General features: G+C 37.5%; 20 protein-coding genes. All 20 read left to right on the top strand.

Annotated features, from left to right (window positions below; genetic code table 11):
- The first annotated feature begins 592 nt into the window (after window positions 1–592).
- The 20 genes from IGL24_RS11715 (at window position 593) to IGL24_RS11620 (ending at window position 20,477) form a co-directional block, all read left to right on the top strand.
- Complete coding sequence (locus tag IGL24_RS11715) at window positions 593–946, top strand: DUF4767 domain-containing protein (protein ID WP_207115803.1); 354 nt, start codon at window positions 593–595, stop codon at window positions 944–946.
- Between the two features lie 690 nt (window positions 947–1,636).
- Entirely contained in the window at window positions 1,637–2,590 is a 954-nt protein-coding gene (locus IGL24_RS11710; protein ID WP_207700300.1) for a HamA C-terminal domain-containing protein, read from the top strand.
- A 6-nt stretch (window positions 2,591–2,596) separates the two neighbouring features.
- Entirely contained in the window at window positions 2,597–4,747 is a 2,151-nt protein-coding gene (locus IGL24_RS11705; protein ID WP_429966339.1) for a DEAD/DEAH box helicase, read from the top strand.
- A 63-nt stretch (window positions 4,748–4,810) separates the two neighbouring features.
- Window positions 4,811–6,478, top strand: coding sequence for an RNA-directed DNA polymerase (locus IGL24_RS11700; RefSeq protein ID WP_207115986.1), 1,668 nt, complete (start codon window positions 4,811–4,813; stop codon window positions 6,476–6,478).
- A 1,423-nt stretch (window positions 6,479–7,901) separates the two neighbouring features.
- Window positions 7,902–8,768, top strand: a complete 867-nt coding sequence (locus IGL24_RS11695; protein ID WP_207700118.1) for a MerR family transcriptional regulator — start codon at window positions 7,902–7,904, stop codon at window positions 8,766–8,768.
- A 586-nt stretch (window positions 8,769–9,354) separates the two neighbouring features.
- Entirely contained in the window at window positions 9,355–9,630 is a 276-nt protein-coding gene (locus IGL24_RS11690) for a BMC domain-containing protein (protein ID WP_010769770.1), read from the top strand.
- A 34-nt stretch (window positions 9,631–9,664) separates the two neighbouring features.
- Window positions 9,665–10,669: a DMT family transporter gene (locus IGL24_RS11685; RefSeq protein ID WP_207700117.1), complete on the top strand. Its 1,005-nt coding sequence runs from the start codon at window positions 9,665–9,667 to the stop codon at window positions 10,667–10,669.
- 1 nt (window position 10,670) lies between these two features.
- The gene (locus tag IGL24_RS11680) at window positions 10,671–10,955 is read left to right on the top strand and encodes a hypothetical protein (protein WP_207115989.1); all 285 of its coding nucleotides are present in this window, start codon (window positions 10,671–10,673) and stop codon (window positions 10,953–10,955) included.
- Between the two features lie 12 nt (window positions 10,956–10,967).
- The gene (locus IGL24_RS11675) at window positions 10,968–11,264 is read left to right on the top strand and encodes a BMC domain-containing protein (RefSeq protein WP_207700116.1); all 297 of its coding nucleotides are present in this window, start codon (window positions 10,968–10,970) and stop codon (window positions 11,262–11,264) included.
- Window positions 11,265–11,282: 18 nt separating this feature from the next.
- Window positions 11,283–11,606, top strand: coding sequence for a BMC domain-containing protein (locus tag IGL24_RS11670; RefSeq protein WP_207700115.1), 324 nt, complete (start codon window positions 11,283–11,285; stop codon window positions 11,604–11,606).
- Window positions 11,607–13,067 (top strand): aldehyde dehydrogenase family protein, encoded by a 1,461-nt coding sequence (locus tag IGL24_RS11665; protein WP_207700114.1) that lies wholly within the window; start codon window positions 11,607–11,609, stop codon window positions 13,065–13,067.
- Between the two features lie 9 nt (window positions 13,068–13,076).
- The gene (cutC, locus tag IGL24_RS11660; RefSeq protein ID WP_429968457.1) at window positions 13,077–15,608 is read left to right on the top strand and encodes a choline trimethylamine-lyase; all 2,532 of its coding nucleotides are present in this window, start codon (window positions 13,077–13,079) and stop codon (window positions 15,606–15,608) included.
- Between the two features lie 18 nt (window positions 15,609–15,626).
- Complete coding sequence (cutD, locus tag IGL24_RS11655; RefSeq protein WP_207115994.1) at window positions 15,627–16,577, top strand: choline TMA-lyase-activating enzyme; 951 nt, start codon at window positions 15,627–15,629, stop codon at window positions 16,575–16,577.
- 12 nt (window positions 16,578–16,589) lie between these two features.
- Window positions 16,590–16,934, top strand: a complete 345-nt coding sequence (locus IGL24_RS11650) for a BMC domain-containing protein (RefSeq protein ID WP_207115995.1) — start codon at window positions 16,590–16,592, stop codon at window positions 16,932–16,934.
- Window positions 16,935–16,945: 11 nt separating this feature from the next.
- Window positions 16,946–17,323, top strand: coding sequence for a EutP/PduV family microcompartment system protein (locus tag IGL24_RS11645; protein ID WP_429968456.1), 378 nt, complete (start codon window positions 16,946–16,948; stop codon window positions 17,321–17,323).
- Window positions 17,324–17,409: 86 nt separating this feature from the next.
- Window positions 17,410–18,561, top strand: coding sequence for a 1-propanol dehydrogenase PduQ (locus tag IGL24_RS11640; protein WP_429968455.1), 1,152 nt, complete (start codon window positions 17,410–17,412; stop codon window positions 18,559–18,561).
- A complete protein-coding gene (locus tag IGL24_RS11635) occupies window positions 18,534–19,082 on the top strand; it encodes a hypothetical protein (protein ID WP_207115998.1) in 549 nt (182 codons plus the stop codon). Before IGL24_RS11640 ends, IGL24_RS11635 begins: the two co-directional genes overlap by 28 nt.
- Window positions 19,079–19,915 carry an ethanolamine utilization protein EutJ gene (eutJ, locus tag IGL24_RS11630; protein WP_207115999.1) on the top strand — a complete coding sequence of 279 codons (837 nt, stop codon included), beginning with the start codon at window positions 19,079–19,081 and terminating at the stop codon, window positions 19,913–19,915. The genes IGL24_RS11635 and eutJ overlap by 4 nt, the downstream gene beginning before the upstream one ends.
- A gap of 11 nt (window positions 19,916–19,926) precedes the next feature.
- Window positions 19,927–20,220 carry a BMC domain-containing protein gene (locus IGL24_RS11625; RefSeq protein ID WP_207116000.1) on the top strand — a complete coding sequence of 98 codons (294 nt, stop codon included), beginning with the start codon at window positions 19,927–19,929 and terminating at the stop codon, window positions 20,218–20,220.
- The gene (locus IGL24_RS11620) at window positions 20,214–20,477 is read left to right on the top strand and encodes a EutN/CcmL family microcompartment protein (protein WP_207116001.1); all 264 of its coding nucleotides are present in this window, start codon (window positions 20,214–20,216) and stop codon (window positions 20,475–20,477) included. The genes IGL24_RS11625 and IGL24_RS11620 overlap by 7 nt, the downstream gene beginning before the upstream one ends.
- The last annotated feature ends 2 nt before the right edge of the window (window positions 20,478–20,479 follow it).

Genomic DNA, 20,479 nt, shown 5'->3' with positions numbered 1-20,479 from the left:
AATTAAAATGATAGTAACCTTATTGTATCACCTAACAACATTGCTTTTTCACAACCCGCTCTTTGGAGCGGATTACATAAACGAACATATTATTTGAATCTAAATTTAAAAAGATAGTAAAATGTAAGTATCCACATTCAGAACATTCTTTATCCTAAGGTAGCCCGCTCTTTTCGAGCGGGTATTTTTGTTGGACTAAAACAGCCACCAATGTTTCTTGACTACGGCAAAGGCATGTAGTCATAGTGACTTAAAATGAAATCAATAACATTATTTTTGCCACAAATTTGCCACAAAAAAATATAAAAGCAAGTAAATTCAGGGGAACGTATTTTCTGTTTTGGCATAAAAAATACTGTTAAATAGGGACTTTTATTAAATTGAAATCAATTGACACTACCTATATATATTTAGTTATGAGATGGAAGGGTCAGTTGGGTAACCATGTTATAGGAGCTAGAAACCTTGATATATAAGGGTTCTAGCTTTTTTGTTTTGGCTGTATACTAGAAATGCCCCAGCTTAATTGCTTTATGAATACTTGGGAACAAGCAATGATCAGATGTATAAACAATGAAGTCCGAATAATTAGATTGGTTTATACGGTTTACAACTCCCTGACTCGGTTCTTAATAACAATAAATGTGATAACACACCAATAGTTTTAAACTGGTCAGAAAGTAGTGAAAAAGAATCAGGTTATTCTTTAGTAGTAGTTTATTTGGATGCAGATACACAAGATTTCTTACCGAAGCATGTTTACTTCTTTACCATTAATTCAGGAGTAGCCAAAGTATTAATAACTAGTCAGAATCAAGGGAATCCGAATAATTACTTATACTTTAAAGAAACAGAGATTAAAGAACTTAGAGATGGTTTTAGTAATATTGTGAATAGTAGTATAGGGTTTGATGATGTGAAATCAAAAGTGTCCAAAGATGAGTAACTCAGCTACTTTATCAGTAACTATGGTCATTAGCCTTATAAAGTCCATCTAACAGCTGTAAATGATAGCAATGGTACAACAAGGATTACTTATTATGTTGATGAGTCTATTTCAAATGATAAGCAAGCTATATCAGAAGCAATTGAATATCTGAAGTCAATTAGTTTATCTGTTCAGCAGAAAGTGGGAGAAGAGATAACAGTAAGCTTAAAAAAGCCACTGAAAACGGATTACGCTCTTACTTGAGTTGATGGACAACCAACTCAAGCTGATCATAACTTTGGTAGAATTATAAGATGAATAGAATGAATAGAATAGATAACCACACCTTGTTGTTATTTGACGGTACTAAGGGTATCCTTTAAAAGATTTATATGGCTCACCTGGATTACTCTTTTTTTGGCTTTTGAAAAAGGTTAATAAATTTTGATATATGAAACGAAATGAAACACAGCTTTATAAATATTGATATACAAGGTTTTTTGTGTTTCATATGTAAATGAAACGAAAAATAGATTTTGGTTGAAAATCATTAAAAAGTATTACATAGTCTTTGGAGTTATTACAGCTGAAACAGATCTACAAATATTTCATTTTAATATTATGGTGTTTTTTTTATGTTTTTCTAACTTGTGTTATTTTACTATTAATGAGAGAATATATTTAACAAAAAATGTGAGGATAGTAATTATGAACAAAAAAAATAAGATTCAGAAAATATTATCTTGTAAAATATCAGAAGCTAATTTTTATTCCTATCATATTGATTTTGATATTTGTGGAAAAGACATCTTGCAGCAAAGGATTGATGATTTTGTACAAATCATGTGTGAAGAAATACCAAGTTTTGCTTTTGGCTTCCATAGAGGTGAAAATGTTCCTCAAGATGAGATTTTAAATACTCTAGTTGAGGCAGCAATATCAATATATAAGATAACTGAATACAGAGAAGTAGCAGAAATGTATAAAAAAGGTGAGTCTATTGATGATAAATTTGATAATAAATATTTAAGAAGAGGTGAATTTGGGGAATTATTTCTTCATTCAATTTTAAAGTATTTATTTAATACTAATCCCTTGATAGCTAAAATCCATTTTAAAGATTCATTCGGACACGCTGTTCATGGCTTTGATTCTATACATATTAATACTGAAAGTATGACTCTTTGGCTTGGGGAGTCTAAGATATACACAAGTGGAATAAATGGAGTTGATGCACTAGCACAAGATCTTTTTGAACATTTTAATACGGATTATTTTAATAGTGAATTCAATATAATATCCAAAAGAATAACAGATTCATATGAAATGCTGGATTCTATGGGATTTGATTCTGAACATTGGATTGAATTGTTGAATAGATATACAAGTCTCTCGGAGCAACTAAATAATATAGTAATTCCGATGTTTTGTGCATACGAAACATCGACACTGGATTCATATGAATTAGATTTTGAAAAATTTTCTAAAGAGTTTGAAGATGAAGTTTATAAATTAAAAAAAAGATTTGATGAAAAAAGTAAGGAGCATCCTCTTATAAATAAACTAAATATTATAGTGATATTGATGCCTTTAAAAAGTAAAAAAGAAATTATATCAAAGTTGCATTCAAAATTAACTCTGATTCAAGCATTAGGAGGTTAAATAAAGGTGAATTGGGATATAGTAAATATTTATGAAGTAAATAAACTAGACCTTAATGAGAGTTTTTCTCTTGCAAAATATGTATCGAATTTGTCTTTGTCAAATAGAAATAGTTATGCTAGAAAGATAATAATTCATATATACGAAATTTGGGATAGTGTTGATGATAATACAAAGGAAATATGGAGTGATTTAGCTGAAAGTCAGGGTTTCTATCCTTACATTAAAGAAAGAATGGATAACACGTCTGAAATTAGACGTTCTTTTCATCGATCCGAGTATATTGATAATATAGTTTTTCATAAAGAACAGAAAGCGTTATCATATTTGATAAAAAAGAAGCAAAATTTAATAGTTAGTGCACCGACTAGTTTTGGTAAAAGTTTACTGATTGAGGAGATAGTCGCTTGCAATAAACACGATAATATATTAATTATTCAACCTACACTAGCTTTGATTAATGAAACTAGGTTGAAATTAAAAAAATATAAAAATTATAACATGGTAGTTAATACTTCTCAGCAAGTTGAAGAGAAAAATATTTTCATTTTAACTGCTGAAAGAGTAATAGAATTTCCTAATCTTCCTAAGATTGATTATTGTGTTCTTGATGAGTTTTATAAAATAAGCTCCTATAGAGATGATGAACGATCTGATGTCTTAAACATTGCTATAAAAAAAATTTTGGCTAGACAAGATACAGCATTTTATTTTATTGGACCAAATATTGATAAAATTTCTAGAGGTTTTGAGAAAAAATACAATGCTAAATTTATTAAGACAAATTATTCTCTTGTAGACGCACAAGTCGAATTAGTAAACATCAATTACAAAAATGATGGGAAGCGCAAACAAGAAATGGAAAGAGAAGAAAAACTTTTTGAACTTTTATACTGTAAAAAAAATGAACAATCCATTGTATATACATCGTCACCTGATAGAGCATTTAGGTTGGCTACAAAGTACTATGAATTTTTAAAACTAAATAACTATCTGGAAGAAGAAGAGCTACTACCAATAAATGAATGGATTTCTGAAAATATCAATAGTAATTGGAGTTACAATAGGCTGTTATTACAAAAAATAGGTGTTCATTCTGGAACTATTCCCAAGCATTTAACACACTCCATAATTCAATATTTTAATTATAATAAGCTAAATGTATTATTCTGCACATCTACTATTATAGAAGGCGTAAATACATCAGCAAAAAATGTATTTATTTTTGATAAAAAGAAAGGTCCAAATGAAATTGATTACTTCGATTTTTCTAATATAAAGGGTAGAGCAGGTAGATTATTAGAGCACTATACAGGGAAAGTTTATGTTTTTCATAAAATTCCTCCAAAGACTGAAATAGAGTTAGATATGCCATTCTATGATCAAGAAAAAATATCTGATGAAATATTAATAAACTTTGATAAAGAAGAATTACTTCCCAAAAATATAAAGAGATATGAAGAACTGATAGAGTATGATAAGGAATTTTTGCCAATAATAAAGAAAAACGCTGTTTCTGTAGAAGGTCAAAAGAAAATAATTAATGATTTATATGAAAAGATACAGACACAGCCAGAGTTAGTTTTATGGACTGGAAAACCTTCTTTCAAGGCTATTAAATATATATTGGGTATTTGTTGGGATAATTTATTAAAAGAAACTGAGACTACAAGGCCAATGTCTCGAAATAAATTGCCAGTTGTTGCGTTTAAATATCTCAATAGTTCTTCATTTAACGAAATATTAAGTCAAGAATATATATATATTAAAGAGCAAAATCCGAATTGGCAAACTCAAAAAATACTAGATCAAACTATTAGTAATTGTTACCGAGAACAAAGACATTGGATTTCATATAAAGTTCCTAAATGGCTTGATGTTGTTAATTCATTGCAAAAAGAAATATGTAAAATTAATAATATTTCGAATGTAGGAGATTATTCTTATGCTTCATCTCAACTTGAAAATGAAGGAGTTGATGGAAATTTTTCGATTTTACTGGATATGGGCGTCCCTGCGAGTGCAATAAAAAAAATAGTACCAATGTTATCTGAAGGATTATCATTAAAAGAAGTGATAAATATATCAAAAAAGATTGCTAACTCGTCTAATAGTAATTTATTACAATATGAAAAAGAAAAACTAAGAAATTTATAAAATCTTATCTATTGAAAATTGAGGTTTGAATCAGTATTGAATAAAATTCATGAAGGAGAGAATATGTTAGACATAGAAAAGTTAATAAAATATGAATATATACCAAGTGAATTGCCTCCCAGTTTTAATTCAGATTTATTATCGGAACATATAGAAACTATTATTGAGAAAGTAAATTATGAAAAAGTAAAACCGTCAAAACCACTAATTTTTAATGGGTTTAAAACTATATCTTCAAGAAGACGATTTGCAGTTCCAAATCCATATCAATATATTAACGCTGCAAAAATATTAGTTGAGAATCAAACTGAGCTATTTGAAATTTTTGATAAAACCAGTAATTCGTTAACAGCACCTTCTAACCAGAGTACCAGTTATGGTAAAGCATATGATAGAAAGGTTACTAATTTTTCTGAGGTAAAGAAAGAAGTAAAAAAATTGTATAAGGATAATTTGTTTGGTTTGAAATTAGATATCCAATTTTTTTTTGATAGTATATATACCCATAGCATTTCTTGGGCTATCCACAGCAAGAAATTATCAAAATCAAATACTAGGAATTTAGATTTGTTGGGAAATAAAATTGATGCAAGTATTCAATTATTGAATGATTTACAAACAAACGGAATATTAGTTGGAAATGCTGTATCAAGAATAGTCTCAGAAATCTTACTTTGTTCTGTAGATTACGAAATAAAAAAAAGAGATATTAAAATTGACTATCTACGTTATGTAGATGATTATTTTATCTTTACAAAAGACAGAGCCCAGATTGAATCCATAATTTCTATTTTTAGAGAAGAGCTGGATAAATACGAGTTAGTTTTAAATGAGAATAAGATTGAAATAATTGAAAGCCCGTTTGTATATGGAAAATCATGGGTTGAAGAGATAAAAATTTACTCATCAGTAAATATTGAGAAATTACTTGAAAAATCAATTATCGAATATCATAAATATAAGGATATATCAATAATTAAATACGTATTAAAAATTATAAGAACGAATACATTTACAAAAGATGAGTGGGATTCTATTGAACCTATATTGTTCAACCTATTGATAAAGTTTCCGATTCTTACAAAAAATTTAGTAATCATTCTGAAAAACAATTTTTCTTTTGTAAGAAAGACACAACTAAAAAGGATTTTATATTCTGTTATTGATAACCATCTTCACCTGAGAAGTGACGAAGAAATAATTTGGATAATTTGGATGTTTAAATCGTTAGGTTTTTCTATGTCATTAGATTATATAAAAAAAATACTAAGATCTGAAAATTGGATAGCTATTATTATTTTGCTGGATGTATTGTCTGAGAGAAAAAACGAAATCGGTATTAAACGAGAATTATCAAAGTTTAGAGAAAAATTCAAAGAAGAATATTTTGTTGGAAACGCTGAAGAAAATATGAATAGTGAAGTTTGGCTTTTAGCTTATGAAATAGACTTTCATAAATGGTTAAACACTGGTGGAAATAAAAATGAACAATTTGTTGAAGCTCAAAAAAGTCCTTTTTTTAAAGAGTTAAAAAGAAAAAATATTTCTTTTTATGATTCAAATTATCAGTATGAACTAATAGCTCAAGGTATTTTGCAAAATAACACTTATGTAACAAGAAAAGAACTTATTAATATTTTAAACGAATTAGAAAAAGAACAAGAATTAACTGATGAAGAAATAGAAGAAATTATAATCTCTTCTATAGATATAGATGAAAATGACTATTAGAAAAAAATGAAAAACTGAGAATAAATTAATTGACTACAGATGTAGGATAAAAATCAATAGACAGGCCTCAAAGCATATCTATATTTGGCTCCCAATAACACATCAAAACTGACCAGGTTTTGACCATCTTAATTTGGTAATAGTTGATAAATATTGACTCTTTAACTCCTATAAGAACTTTTAATAACTGGGTTTGATAGTTAATGACATTGGTTTAGAAGCCGATTCCAATATGGAAGAGTCTGTGGGGTAAACAAATTGGTTATGCGGTCTCTTGGTCAATAAGGACTGCTGAAGAGTTCAATCAAGTAAAAGAGTGTGGAACGATCATCAGAAAACATCTGATAATCGTTCCACTTTTTTTCATTTTTTTAAATTTAAGGAACGAAAATTTTGTAAACTCATGATAAAGTTGAGTAAGATTGATATCGTTGATGTCAGTTAAATATATGGGAAAATAATTATCCTGAAAATATTAAAAGGTTTATTCTTTTTATCAAAAAACTGATGCAGAACCTTGTGTATAAGAGTTTAAGCAACTCGTCAAGGAACGTTTGGGAATAAGTCGTTGTTGATGTCGTAATGGGATACTGTTGCGTATCAAGTGAGTATTCTTGGTAACAAGAGGAAAGCCAGTGTAAAAGCATTGGAACGCAAAGAACGTGTGCAAAGTGTGACCAAATGTAAGGTAGCGAACTTGTCGGGACGACAATAGAAAGCTAAGTTGACAAGACTTAGCCTCTCCGTGAAGAGATTTGCTAAGGGATTGGCATTTCACACTGATGGAAACATCCAAAGAAGTCCTTCGCCGTGAAGTGATTAGAAATAATCTATAAGACAAGAAACGCGTGAGAGTAGCAGAAGGCGGTATATGTTGATACTAATCATAATCAAAATATACCGAATGCCCCTGTGGAATTTGTAGGCTGTCATGCCTGACCACATCTCGTAAAGCTACAATATGCCAGCGGTCGCTCCGACTGGTACGGTATTGTAGAATGTGTGACTGAACAACATTGCAATCGCATGGCGTAGAGAGAGACACTCCGCATAGTTTTTTGGTAAAGGGCGTAAGCCTTTTTCTTTTGCATTTTTTTACCTAAGAGCTACCCCGGCATTATCACATTTGATCTTTTACAATGAGATTTGGAATGAAGATTGATAGATTTCAACAAGATATCGACCACTTACAAATCAACTAAGAAAACGACACGAGTTCAACGCACAAACGAGTGGTTTGTTTGCTAACCGTATAAATAAGATAAAAATAATGTTGCAAGGCATATCATGATTTCCTACTTCAAGAAAATGTCGAATGAACGAAAACCCCCTTTCGCACGCACATTCCCTTTGACTTCTCCTTGACAAGTGCCCATATATTTTTGATAATGTAAGTGGTTGTGTCAAATGGAGAGATGTTTGAATGAAAAAAACGAAGGATTTTTCAGATGTTGGTCCGATGTACTCGATTGGTGAGGTTGCGAAGATATGTAATGTTTCCCGCAAAACATTGCGCTATTACGAGCAACTTGGTTTGTTGAAACCAGATCACGTGTGTTTTGAAAACGGTTACCGTTATTATACGGAGCAGACGATGAATAGTATCCCTGTGATCAAATACTATAAGCAGATGGGGTTCAAATTGCAGGAGATGAAGATTGCCCAAAATACAGAGAACTATTTTTATCATGAACAAGAAAATATTTTTTTGACGAAATTAGAAGAGCTAAAGCAAGAAGAAAGAAGAATTCGCAATAGTTATGGCGCAATCGCAGAATGGTTAGGGATGATTAGAGAAGGTAATATAGTGGCTTCTAATCAGTTACAAGAGATCAATGTGAAGTATTTAGAGGAAGAAACCTATGTCTACATAGAGCAAGAATTTAACCAAAACTATATGGACGCAGTCATCAATATTCCCTGGGTGAATTATTTAGAGTCCCACAATTGTGAGATCATGGGGCCGGTGATCCTTGGGTTTGAAGGATGTAAAAACAGGGAAGAGTATCACAGCTCAAAAGTGAAAATCATGCAAAAGCCAGTGGGTCGAGTGGCGGGAGAGATGCCGACTCAGTCGATTGGGGGGCAGTTTTTCCTTTCGAGTTATCATATTGGTGACTTATCGCTGATCGGTCAGCAGTATAAAAATATGCGGGTGTGGGCAAAAGAACATCGTTATCAATGTGAAGATAAGGTTTACGAACGTCATCTTGTGGATTATTGGTCAACAATGAACGAAGATAGCTTTGTTGTCGAGCTATTGATACCAGCAAAGAAAGTCAACAATTGAACACGGTAGATGGAAAGAGTAAGAGTTTGAATAAAAATAAGACGAAAATTACGAAATGACGGTGTCAGTTTGTAATTTTCGTCTTATTTGTTTTGCTTATCTCCGTCCTTTTAGAGAAAAAGCGTTCGATTTCTCCTTGTTTTGTGAATTTATTTGGAAGGTTGTCCTTAAGGGTAATTTTTCTATTTAGATCGAGTAAGTATTGGTAAATAAAGGTTTTTAGATATTTGCTTAATGATATGAATCGTTCTTTTACGATCTGAAAAGTGAAATATTGAGCAATATTGACGGATATTTTCTCTTTCTCAGTGAAGTGCTCTTTTATTTGTGTACTAAAAGGAAATTTTTTATTGAGGAGTAGTTAATTGAGAATAATTATCAAGTGTTGATTTATTAAGGGTTCTATAATGAATTTCCCTTTCTATTCTCAATTAGAAAAAAATATCTCAGAGTGGCAACTGTTACAATTACACATTTTTCTGTACTAGAACAAAAAAAGCATTGACTGTTCCCTTAAGGTAAGGAAATAAGATTGTGCTAGTAAAAAAATAAAGCGCTTTAATTAAATGCGAAAGGAATAAAAAAGATGAAGCATGATGCATTAGGAATGGTAGAAACAAGAGGATTGATTGGTTCGATCGAGGCGGCAGATGCCATGGTGAAAGCGGCGAATGTCTCACTGGTTGGAAAAGAGCTTGTTGGTGGTGGAATCGTCACTGTTTTAGTGAGAGGGGATGTTGGTGCGGTAAAAGCGGCGACGGATGCGGGAGCTGCGGCGGCAGAACGTGTGGGTGAATTATTGTCTGTTCATGTTATTCCTAGACCACATGCAGAAGTAGAATCGATTTTACCAAATAAATAATTTTACTGAAATTTCGATGAGAGGAAATGAAGAAATGGATACTGGAAAAAGTATTTCTTATGTCAGTGCGGCTACAAAAATGAAAGAGGCGAATAAAGGATTTCGCGTAAAAGGAATCACGAATGGGCTTGTTTCAGGGATTACTTACGGCATCTATTCGACGTTGGTCGTGGTTGCCAGTGGCTATGATCCGTTGGTCAGTGCGGCGGGGATTTTAGCAGCTCCGTTTGTTTGTTCAGGATTGAATGATTTTTTTGCTGGAATTTTTCTATTATTTTATAACGCAAAGCAAGGGAAGCTGAAAGAACTTCGCCGGATGTTAGCGACAAAACCAGGGAAAATGCTCGTTATTGGTTTTCTGTTAGGAGGACCTGTGGCGAATGGTGCTTATTTAGTCGGCCTAGCAATGGCTGGGGCGTATGCGATTCCTATCTCAGCTACGTGTGGGCTATTTGGGGCGTTGTTTTCCTGGATTTTCTTGAAACAAACACCGACGCGGCGCATCGTTTTTGGGATGTTCGTTGTTGTGGCTGGAGCAGTCATCATCAATATAGTGACACCAGAAGGCGCGCCTAACTTTACTTTGGGAATCATTTGCGCGTTTATTGCGGCGATCTCGTGGGGACTAGAGGGTGTCTTTTCAAGTTTTGGTGGTGCAATGATCGATACAGATGTTGCTGTGAATCTTCGTCAGTTGATCTCAGGCTTATTTGTCATCGTGATCATTTTGCCAATCATCGGTGGCTTGAACTTGTTTGCTGGCACATTGGCTGCGGGTATGCCTATTTTATGGTTATTACTGTCTGGATTGAGCGCTGGTGTGTCTTTCTTAACTTGGTATAAATCAAATGCAATGGTTGGAACAGCTGTGGGCATGTCATTGAATGTTACCTATGCTTTTTGGGGTGTGATCTTCAGTGTGATGTTCTTGGATCAAGCACTGACGCCAACAATGGTGATTGGTTCGATCATTATCGTTCTGGGAGCGATCTTAGTTACGATGAATCCACTTGATCTATTTAAAAAGGAGGAAGTCTAACATGCTTTTACCTAGTCGAACTGCCGTATTGAATGAGTTATATGGTGAAAAAGAATTGAATGTGGATCAAATCATGACGAGATTAGCTCCCACTTATGGTCAAGAAAGACAGTTCAATAAAAAATTATTTATCGAACATATCATGGCGCTAGAGGCGAATGGCTTAGTTGAGCTTACGAGCTATGAAGTGGACGAAAAAGAGGAGTTAGTTTGTTTTTATCGTATGACAGAAGAAGGCAAGGCAACGGTTGAAAAATATGTGGATAAGAAATATCGAACGGCATAAGGAGGAAATCACTTGAAGTATCGCGGGGAAGAAGCGTTAGGTTTAGTAGAAACGATTGGGTTAGTACCAGCTTTAAAAGCAGCAGATGAAATGCTAAAAGCAGCGAATGTCGAGTTGATCTCCTATGAGAACATTGGCTCTACGTTAGTGACGATCATGATCAAAGGCGATGTGGCAGCGGTCGAGGCTTCTGTCGCAGCAGGAGCAAAGGTTGCCAGTGAGATTGGTAAGCTGACGGCACAAAATGTGATGCCTAGACCTGTTTCGTCTGTTGGAGAGATCGTCTCTGTTCATGCAGTAGAGGCTTAAGTGAGGGAGGGAAATCAAGTGAAAACATATGAAGCGATCGGTGCGATCGAAACATTTGGCTTGGTCTTTGTTTTAGAAGCTTGTGATGCCATGTGTAAAGCGGCAGACGTCGAGTTGATTGGCTATGAAAATGTGGCCTCAGGGTATATCTCAGTGATTGTCCAAGGGGATGTTGCCGCTTGTCATTCGGCTGTTGAAGCTGGTGTTGCTGCGGTTGAAAAAATGAATGCCGAGGTTTATAGCTCAGTGGTGATTGCTAGTCCACATATCGATTTGAATAAAGTTATTGAGCGCTACCAGTTACTCGATCTTCTACCTGAAGAGGAGGGGGAGGCATCATAAATGCACAAGGTAGATAAAGATTTACTATCGATCCAAGAAGCGCGGATCGCCTTAGAAACAGCGAAAGATGCGCAGTTTTTAATGAAAGAGTATAGTCAAGAGTTTTTCCATAACATCGTACGAAAGATGATCCAGGAGATTCGACCGTTGATTCCGGAGTACGTGGCTTGTGAAATAGAAGAAACAGGTAAAGGCTGTCAGAAAGAGAAAGAAGCATTTGTTCTACAGTTTTTGAGGGCAATGGAAGCTGAGATTGGAACGAGAACATATATTGGTGCCACAGCAAAAGATTCTGCGGGGAAAATTTTGCAAGTGGGTGTGCCGTTAGGAGTGATCCCAGTCTTTCTACCTTCAGAAAATGTGGTGATCAACACTTTATATAGTCTGTTTGCAGGGCTTCAATCAGCGAATGCAATCATTGCTGTTCCGCATGAGAAAGCGACGAAAACACCCTCTCTGGTGATCAAAAAAATCCAACAGATTGGGCGAGAGATTGGACTTCCTAGAGGCAGTATCTGCTGTATCGATTATTTGACCGAATGTGGGGGAGAAGAGCTGATCAATAGTCCAATGGCATCTATGATTTTGGTTTTAGGGCAAAAAAAATACATCGACACAACCATTCCTAAACGACCAATTATTTATGGTGCTTCTGGTGCTACGCCAGTCTTTATTGAACGTTCTGCGGATGTTCCATATGCGGTGAAATCGATCATTGAAAGTCGTGCCTATGATCATGGGTTGTTGCCTGCATCAGAACAATATTTGATTGTCGAAAGTATCGTTGCTGAGCAAGTAAAAAACGAATTGCTCGAAAATGGCGCGTACTTTTTATCAAAAGAAGAAGAAGCGAAACTAGTTGCCTTATTACAGCCCATAAATGGGGACATTCAAGAAGCTTGCGTAGGAAAAAGTGCCGAATGGTTGGCGAGCAATGCAGGGATCGATTTACCAAAAGACATCCGGATCTTAGTTTCTGAACAAAGTTATTTACATGATCAAGATCCTTTTGTACATGAGATGAGTTGTCCAGTTTTAGTTTTTTATCGAGAACCAGATTGGCGACACGCTTGTGAGAAGGCGATCTATTTACTTCAAGAGAAGAATAATGGCCATACATTGGCTATTCATTCCAAGGAACAAGCAGTGGTGAATGAATTTGCTTTGAAAAAACCAGTGGCGCGAATGGTGGTCAATGCGGCTGCCAGTTTTTCAAGTATGGGGCTTGGTTCAACTTTACAGCTGTCACCTATTTTAGGCGGTTTTACAAGGGGGCATGGGATCAGTGCTGAGAATATCACAGCAGCGAACCTGACCTACACGCGTGAAATCAGCTATGCGTCTAATCCTTTTCTTGAGGAGAAGACGACGGTTGATCATGTGCAAGATAGTCAGGTGCAAGCCCAATTGCTTGAAAAAGTTTTGAAGAAAATGATGGAAAAACAATTTGTTGAAAAGTGAGGGAAAAAGATGGATATAAAAGAGTTCTCAGTAAAACTGGCTGAAGCAACGAAAGAGCTAAGTGTAGAAGAACGTCAAGCCTTAATGAAGATGTTTGCAACAGTCGCAGATCATACGGAATCCGTTCCTAAAAATGATCCAGTGTGCGATGAAACCCTAGTTCCAAATCAGATCACCCCACGTCTTCGTGCCTTGAAGGAAAATTATTTAAAACAAGTTCCAACGATCACGACGCATCGTGCAAGGGTCATCACGGAGCTGGCAAAAGAAAATCCAGGAATGCCTAAGGATGTCTTACGTGGAAAATCATTCAAGCGTTGTTGTGAGACAGCCCCTTTAGTGATCCAAGAGAATGAGTTGATCGTGGGTGCACCAAACGGCGCGCCTCGTGCCGGAGCATTTTCTCCAGATATTGCTTGGCGTTGGATGGAGGATGAAATCGACACGATCTCCTCACGACCGCAAGATCCTTTCCATATCTCCGAGGAAGATAAACGGATCATGCGCGAAGAGCTGTTCCCGTTTTGGAAAGGAAAATCAGTGGATGAACATTGCGAAGATCAATTTCGTGAAGCGGGTGTTTGGGCGCTTTCTGGTGAATCCTATGTTGCCGATTGTTCGTATCATCAATTGAACGGCGGTGGGGATTCGAATCCTGGATACGATGTCATCTTGATGAAAAAAGGCATGTTAGATATCCAAAAAGAGGCGCAGGAAAAACTAGCTGCTTTAGATTATGCCAATCCAGACGATATGGAAAAAATCTATTTCTACAAAGCGCAGATCGAAACGGCTGAAGGGGTCATGATCTATGCGAAACGGATGTCTGAATATGCAAGAACGCTTGCTGAAAAAGAAACTGATCCGAAACGGAAAATGGAATTGCAAAAAATCGCAGAGGTGAACGCAAAAGTTCCAGCGAACAAACCAGAAACATTTTGGGAAGCGATCCAAGCGGTTTGGACGATCGAATCGTTATTAGTGGTGGAAGAAAATCAGACAGGCATGTCGATTGGCCGAGTGGATCAATACATGTATCCATTCTTCAAAAATGATCTTGATTCAGGTCGTTTAACCAACCATGAAGCGTTTGAATTGGCGGGTTGTATGTTGATCAAAATGTCAGAAATGATGTGGATCACAAGTGAAGGAGGTTCGAAATTCTTCGCTGGGTATCAACCTTTCGTCAACATGTGTGTGGGCGGAGTGACGAGAGAAGGGCGTGATGCAACGAATGAGCTTACGTATCTATTGATGGATGCTGTCCGTCATGTAAAAGTCTATCAACCTTCGTTAGCGTGTCGCATCCATAACCGTTCACCGAGAGAATACTTGAAAAAAATCGTTGATGTCGTTCGTGCGGGAATCGGCTTCCCAGCATGTCACTTTGATGATACTCATATCAAAATGATGTTAGCAAAAGGCGTGTCAGTCGAAGATGCTCGTGATTATTGTTTGATGGGTTGTGTGGAACCGCAAAAGTCAGGCCGTTTGTACCAATGGACATCAACCGCTTATACCCAGTGGCCGATTTGTATCGAATTAGTCTTGAATCATGGTGTGCCGCTATGGCATGGAAAAAAAGTGACCCCTGATTTAGGAGCGATCTCTGCCTATCAAACGTATGAACAATTTGAAGAAGCGGTCAAAGAACAGATCCGTTATGTCACCAAATGGTCTTCTGTTGCGACGGTCATTACCCAAAGAGTCCATAGAGAGTTGGCACCTAAACCATTGATGTCGATCATGTATGAAGGCTGTATGGAAAATGGAAAAGATGTTTCAGCTGGGGGCGCCATGTATAACTTTGGCCCAGGGGTCGTCTGGTCAGGCTTAGCAACTTACGCTGATTCAATGGCGGCAATCAAGAAGCTTGTCTTTGAGGAAAAGAAATATACGCTGGAAGAATTGAATCGAGCATTAAAAGCGGATTTTGTTGGCTACGATCAAGTACGAACAGACTGTTTGAATGCGCCTAAGTTTGGGAATGATGATGACTATGCGGATTTGATCGCAGCGGATTTGATCCATTTTACCGAAGTGGAGCATCGCAAGTATAAAACATTATTCTCAGAGTTGTGTCATGGCACCTTATCGATCTCAAACAATACACCATTAGGTCAAATCACAGGGGCTTCTGCTAACGGTCGTAAAGCTTGGATACCATTATCCGATGGAATCAGTCCAACGCAAGGAGCCGATTTCAAAGGTCCGACAGCGATCGTTAAATCGATTTCGAAAATGGCAAACGATACGATGAATCTAGGAATGGTCCATAATTTCAAGATCATGACTGGGATATTGAACACTCCACAAGGGGAGGAAAGTTTGATCACCTTATTGAAGACAGCAAGTGTTTTAGGTAATGGAGAAATGCAGTTTAACTATTTAGATAATGAGACATTGTTAGCGGCGCAAAAAAATCCGCAAGAATATCGGGACTTGATCGTGCGAGTTGCTGGTTATAGTGCATTCTTTGTAGAACTTTGTAAAGATGTACAGGATGAGATCATCAGCCGGACAATGTTAACGAAGTTTTAGCAATGGGAGCTGAAGAAAATGGCCACACGAAACACTAGACTCATTGAGCGCTCGGCATTGGTCTTCAATGTACAAAAATATAGCTTGTATGATGGGCCAGGAATTCGTACGATCGTCTTCTTTAAAGGCTGTCCGTTACGTTGTCAGTGGTGTGCCAACCCTGAAGGCATCGAGCGAAAATTTCAAGTGATGTATAAAGAAAGTGTTTGTAGTGACTGCCGAGCTTGTGTCGATGTGTGTCCGATGGGCATCCATTATATGGACGAAGAAGGTACGCATCAAGTACGACGCGACATCGCATGTAATGGTTGTCGTGCGTGCGTCAGTGTGTGTCCGATGGCGGCATTGAATATCACAGGGGAAATCAGAACGATCTCTGAGTTGATGGAAGTCATCCACGAAGATGATATGTTTTATGAGCAATCTGGCGGTGGGGTGACACTCAGTGGCGGGGAATGTACCGCTCAACCAGAGGCAGCTCTGGCGCTCCTACAAGCGTGTAAAGCAGACGGTCTGCATACGGCGATCGAAACTTGCGGGCATTCAAGGATGGATCGGATCATGGCGATTGCTGAATATGTCGATTTGTTCTTATTCGATTTAAAACATATGGACCCAATCAGGCATAACGAACTTACGGGCATTAGCAATGAACGGATTTTAGAGAATTTAAAAAAATTGTTAGAAGAAGGGCATGAAATACAAATCAGGATGCCGATGTTGAAGATGATCAATGACAGTCGCGAAGAGATCCAACAAATCATTGATTTCTTACTTCCTTACAAGGAGTACCCAAACTTCAAAGGGATCGATCTGTTGCCATACCACAAGTTAGGAGTCAATAAATATGGTCAGCTTGGTATGGAATATCCTGTAGAAGGCGATCCGTCTCTTTTAGAATCAGACTTGGATCGCATTGAAAACTGGATCAAAGAGTACGATTTTCCTGTACAAGTCATTCGACACTAGAGAGGTGAGTAAATGTCTGAAATAATTGCGCAACGTATCATTGAAGAATCAGTGCCTGGGAAACAAGTCACTCTAGCACATGTGATCGCCGCTCCGATTGAAGTGGTCTATGAATCATTAGGTGTAGAAAATAATGGAGCTATTGGTATTTTGACGATTTCTCCTTACGAAGCGGCTATTATTGCTGCTGATATTGCTGGGAAAAGTGCGGATGTGACAGTTGGGTTTTTAGATCGCTTTACTGGTTCTGTTTTATTGAATGGCGATGTCCAAAGTGTCGAAGTAGCGTTGGAATCGGTGGTTTCTGGGTTGAAAAACTTATTGGGCTTTGAAGTCGTTTCTGTGACCCGATCATGAAAAAACGCCTCTTGATCATTGGTGCAGAAGATGAGGAAAATCGTCAGCTGGCCCAAAAGATCGAAGGAACCGATCAACCCATTCGAAAAGTAGCCAATCTTCTCTACACCAATAAAACCATCTTAGTACCAAGTGCTTACCTTGCGTGTCCGTGGATGCATAAACACATCATTGCGTTACAGCAAGATGCACAAAAAGTGCTGTTTTTAGTGTCATTAAACCATAAAAAACGCTATCCGCCAGGTTTTGCCCGCGTATTTAAACGACCTAAAAAAGGGGTCATCGTCACTCATGTATCAAAGGAAACGAAAAAAACAGTGGAACAAGCTGAACACGAGCTGGTGGAAATTGGTTGTTTGAAACCGTATTTGTCCATCAAGTTTGAATAGTTAGTGTAACAACACGTTCTACCAGCGGGGTAACGAACCCTGATTTATAAATGAAAGGAGGAGTTTCCTTGTCCAAACAATTCAAAATGCCTACAAAGATTGTTACAGGAATAGGGACCTTAAAGGAATTAGATAATCGACCGATTCGCCAGCCTTTACTGATTTGCGATCCATTCATGGTGGAAAATGGCACAGTTGGTCAAGTAGTTGAACGATTTGAAGCCAAACAAATCAACTGTCCCATATTCTCAGAAATTATTCCTGATCCTACGATAGAGGTCGTCACAAAAGGATTAGTCGAAGTGATCAAACATCAGCCAGATTGTTTGATCGCGCTAGGTGGCGGCTCTGCGATGGATGCAGCAAAAGTAATTAGACAAATGTATCAACTAACGGATCAGACGCAAGCAATCCAACTTATTTGTATTCCGACAACGAGTGGCACCGGCAGTGAAGTAACGGCATTCTCCGTGATTTCTGACCCACAAAATGAAAGCAAATATGCCTTGGTTGATGAGCAGATGATTCCGGATCTGGCGATTCTAGACCCTGAGTTGACAGTGAGTGTCCCGAAAGTTGTCACAGCAGATACTGGAATAGATGTTTTTACTCATTGCATAGAAGCTTTAGCATCGACAAAGGCCACTGATTTTACAGATGCGTGTGGCGAAAAAGCACTACGAATGATTTGGGAGAAACTCGTGGATGTATTTAACGATGGGGAAGACTTAGCATTAAGAGAAACGATCCACAATGCCTCTTGTTTAGCAGGTATCGCTTTTAGCGAAGCGTCGTTAGGTATTTGCCATAGTTTAGCTCATGCTTTAGGTGGGAAATTCCATATTGCACATGGCCGAGCCAATGCCTTATTACTTCCTCATGTGATCAACTATAATGCGGGATTAGCATTAGACAACGAGTGTCCGAGTCTTTTGGTTTATCAAAGAATTGCACAATTATTGGGCTTCACTGCGGGGACACCTAAAGGATCCGTCCACGCGTTTATCTCTGGTTTGAATCGTAAATTGAGACAGTTAGATTTACCAAAAACGATCAGTGAGTGTGGCATCGATCCTGAAAGTTTTGAAGCCGCGATCCCAGAGATGGCAGCAAAAGCGTTGAAAGATGCTTGTACGTCAACAAATCCTCGAAACGTAACACAAGAAGAATTAGAAAAAATCTATAGGGAGTTACTAAGAGGTGGTAATCCATGCATTTTATCACGGAAAACGAGCTAAGAACAATCTACCGAAAAGTACCTTTCCACGAATTTACGTTAAAGTCTGGGGAACGTTTGACCCCTGAAGGAAAGCAATTTTTGGCAGATAAAAAAGTAAACTTGATCTTGGAAGAAACAGGAGAAAAAGCATTACGATCCGTTGAGTTGGCGCCAGAGTTTTTCTTTTACAAAAATTGGCTTTCCTGTGAATTATATGAAGCCGCGATCCTAGCCATGGAGCATTCTGTGGCGATGAGCCAAGAGCTGTTGAAGTTAGGAGAAGCACTCAATGAAACGTTAGGACAAGCAGCAGATGATCAGAAGCAAGACTGTGGGGAGCCAGTCTTTGAGTCGCCAGCCTTTGAACTAGAGGCGGTCCATCTGTTTAGCCACCATGGGAAATTATTCATCAAACTAAAAAAAATTGACGCTTTCATTCATTTGTTCTATGCCAAATATCCGCAATGCCAGGCAGTGCTGCAAACGGTAGCTAAAAAGGTGAATGAATTAAGCAAACAATTAGTAGGAGTTGGCCAATGAACGAGTATATGGAGCAGTGTAATCGCTTTGTTGCTGCATTTGAAGAAACGATCCAACAACCGAAACGCCATCCTTCGCGTATTTATTATACAGGGGTCGATTTAGGTACTGCTTGTATTGTCCTAGCTGTATTAGACGAACAGCATCAGCCAGTTGCCGGGGCTTATCGTTATGCGGATGTCGTGCGAGATGGCATGATCGTTGATTATATTGGTGCGGTAGAGATCGTCAAAGAATTAAAAAAAGAGCTCGAAGAAAAACTAAACACTGAACTTGTTTATGCGGCGGCTTCTCTCCCACCAGGAACAGATGAACTTGATGGCGGTGCGATAAAAAATGTCGTTCAAAGTGCTGGTTTTGAGTTGACCAATTTATTGGACGAACCAACTGCGGCCAACCAGCTGTTGCAAGTGACGGAAGGAGCTGTCGTAGACATTGGTGGAGGCACGACAGGCATTTCGATTTTAGAAAATTCTAAGGTGGTAAAAATTGCGGACGAAGCGACAGGAGGCACGCATTTATCCTTAGTGATCGCGGGTTCTTACAAGGTTTCATTTCAAGAAGCAGAAACCTATAAACGAGAGCCAAAGCATCATGATGAGCTGCTGGTCACTTTAAAACCTGTCATTGAAAAGATTGCTTCGATCATCGTTCAGCAAACAAAGGGTTACCAGATACCTGCCATTTATTTGGTCGGAGGAACGGCGTGTTTAAAAAATATTGAGCAAGTCATCCAAACAACCACAGGAATCAAAACGTATAAGCCAGTAAATCCAATGTTTGTAACACCATTAGGCATTGCATTAAGTTGTACGGATCAAGTGATAGGATAGGAGTGATTTTAATGGATTGTCGAATCATACAATCGCCTGGAGAAGGCACATTAGCGATCATCAATCGACGAAAAGGATCAAAGGATACATTGGAAAAACCTGATGCTATTGGGCTAGTCCAAGGAAAACTGATCGAAATGGTCTGTGCGGCAGATGTGGCTGAAAAAACGGTCGGTGTGACCGTCGAAGATATTCGAGGAAGCTGTCCACAAAATGTGGTGATGCTCGCTATATTTGGTGATACAGCCTCAGTGACTGCTGCGATTGAAGGAATCCAGAAGAAAGAGAAGACCAGAAAATGGTGATTGCAACGTTGATCGATACGATATGGGCCACGCGTAAATCTGAAAAATTAAATGGCTTGAAGTTGATGATTGCAGAAATTTCTGGAGGCGCACGAGCGGGGGAACGATTGATCGTCTGTGATGTCATTGGTGCAGGAATCGGGGATCGAGTCATCGTGACCATGGGATCTGCCGCTCGCAGAATGCTTGAAGATGATCTGATTCCAGTTGATGCAGCAGTCGTCGGGATTATTGATGAAAGCTGTGAATCTGCCTAAGG

This window comes from Enterococcus sp. DIV2371, assembly GCF_050498525.1.
Taxonomy (GTDB): Bacteria; Bacillota; Bacilli; order Lactobacillales; family Enterococcaceae; genus Enterococcus_B; species Enterococcus_B mangumiae.
The sequence above is the reverse complement of the archived record's forward strand: the minus strand, read 5'-3'. Positions and strand labels throughout refer to the sequence as shown.

Excerpts from the sequence above, each read along its gene's own strand:
- IGL24_RS11680 (WP_207115989.1), top strand. The coding sequence starts at position 10,671 with ATGCTTTTACCTAGTCGAACTGCCGTATTGAATGAGTTATATGGTGAA.
- IGL24_RS11685 (WP_207700117.1), top strand. The coding sequence starts at position 9,665 with ATGGATACTGGAAAAAGTATTTCTTATGTCAGTGCGGCTACAAAAATG.
- IGL24_RS11665 (WP_207700114.1), top strand. The coding sequence starts at position 11,607 with ATGCACAAGGTAGATAAAGATTTACTATCGATCCAAGAAGCGCGGATC.
- IGL24_RS11625 (WP_207116000.1), top strand. The coding sequence starts at position 19,927 with ATGGATTGTCGAATCATACAATCGCCTGGAGAAGGCACATTAGCGATC.
- IGL24_RS11620 (WP_207116001.1), top strand. The coding sequence starts at position 20,214 with ATGGTGATTGCAACGTTGATCGATACGATATGGGCCACGCGTAAATCT.
- IGL24_RS11695 (WP_207700118.1), top strand. The coding sequence starts at position 7,902 with ATGAAAAAAACGAAGGATTTTTCAGATGTTGGTCCGATGTACTCGATT.
- IGL24_RS11710 (WP_207700300.1), top strand. The coding sequence starts at position 1,637 with ATGAACAAAAAAAATAAGATTCAGAAAATATTATCTTGTAAAATATCA.
- cutC (WP_429968457.1), top strand. The coding sequence starts at position 13,077 with ATGGATATAAAAGAGTTCTCAGTAAAACTGGCTGAAGCAACGAAAGAG.
- cutD (WP_207115994.1), top strand. The coding sequence starts at position 15,627 with ATGGCCACACGAAACACTAGACTCATTGAGCGCTCGGCATTGGTCTTC.
- IGL24_RS11700 (WP_207115986.1), top strand. The coding sequence starts at position 4,811 with ATGTTAGACATAGAAAAGTTAATAAAATATGAATATATACCAAGTGAA.
- IGL24_RS11635 (WP_207115998.1), top strand. The coding sequence starts at position 18,534 with ATGCATTTTATCACGGAAAACGAGCTAAGAACAATCTACCGAAAAGTA.
- IGL24_RS11690 (WP_010769770.1), top strand. The coding sequence starts at position 9,355 with ATGAAGCATGATGCATTAGGAATGGTAGAAACAAGAGGATTGATTGGT.
- IGL24_RS11650 (WP_207115995.1), top strand. The coding sequence starts at position 16,590 with ATGTCTGAAATAATTGCGCAACGTATCATTGAAGAATCAGTGCCTGGG.
- eutJ (WP_207115999.1), top strand. The coding sequence starts at position 19,079 with ATGAACGAGTATATGGAGCAGTGTAATCGCTTTGTTGCTGCATTTGAA.
- IGL24_RS11640 (WP_429968455.1), top strand. The coding sequence starts at position 17,410 with ATGCCTACAAAGATTGTTACAGGAATAGGGACCTTAAAGGAATTAGAT.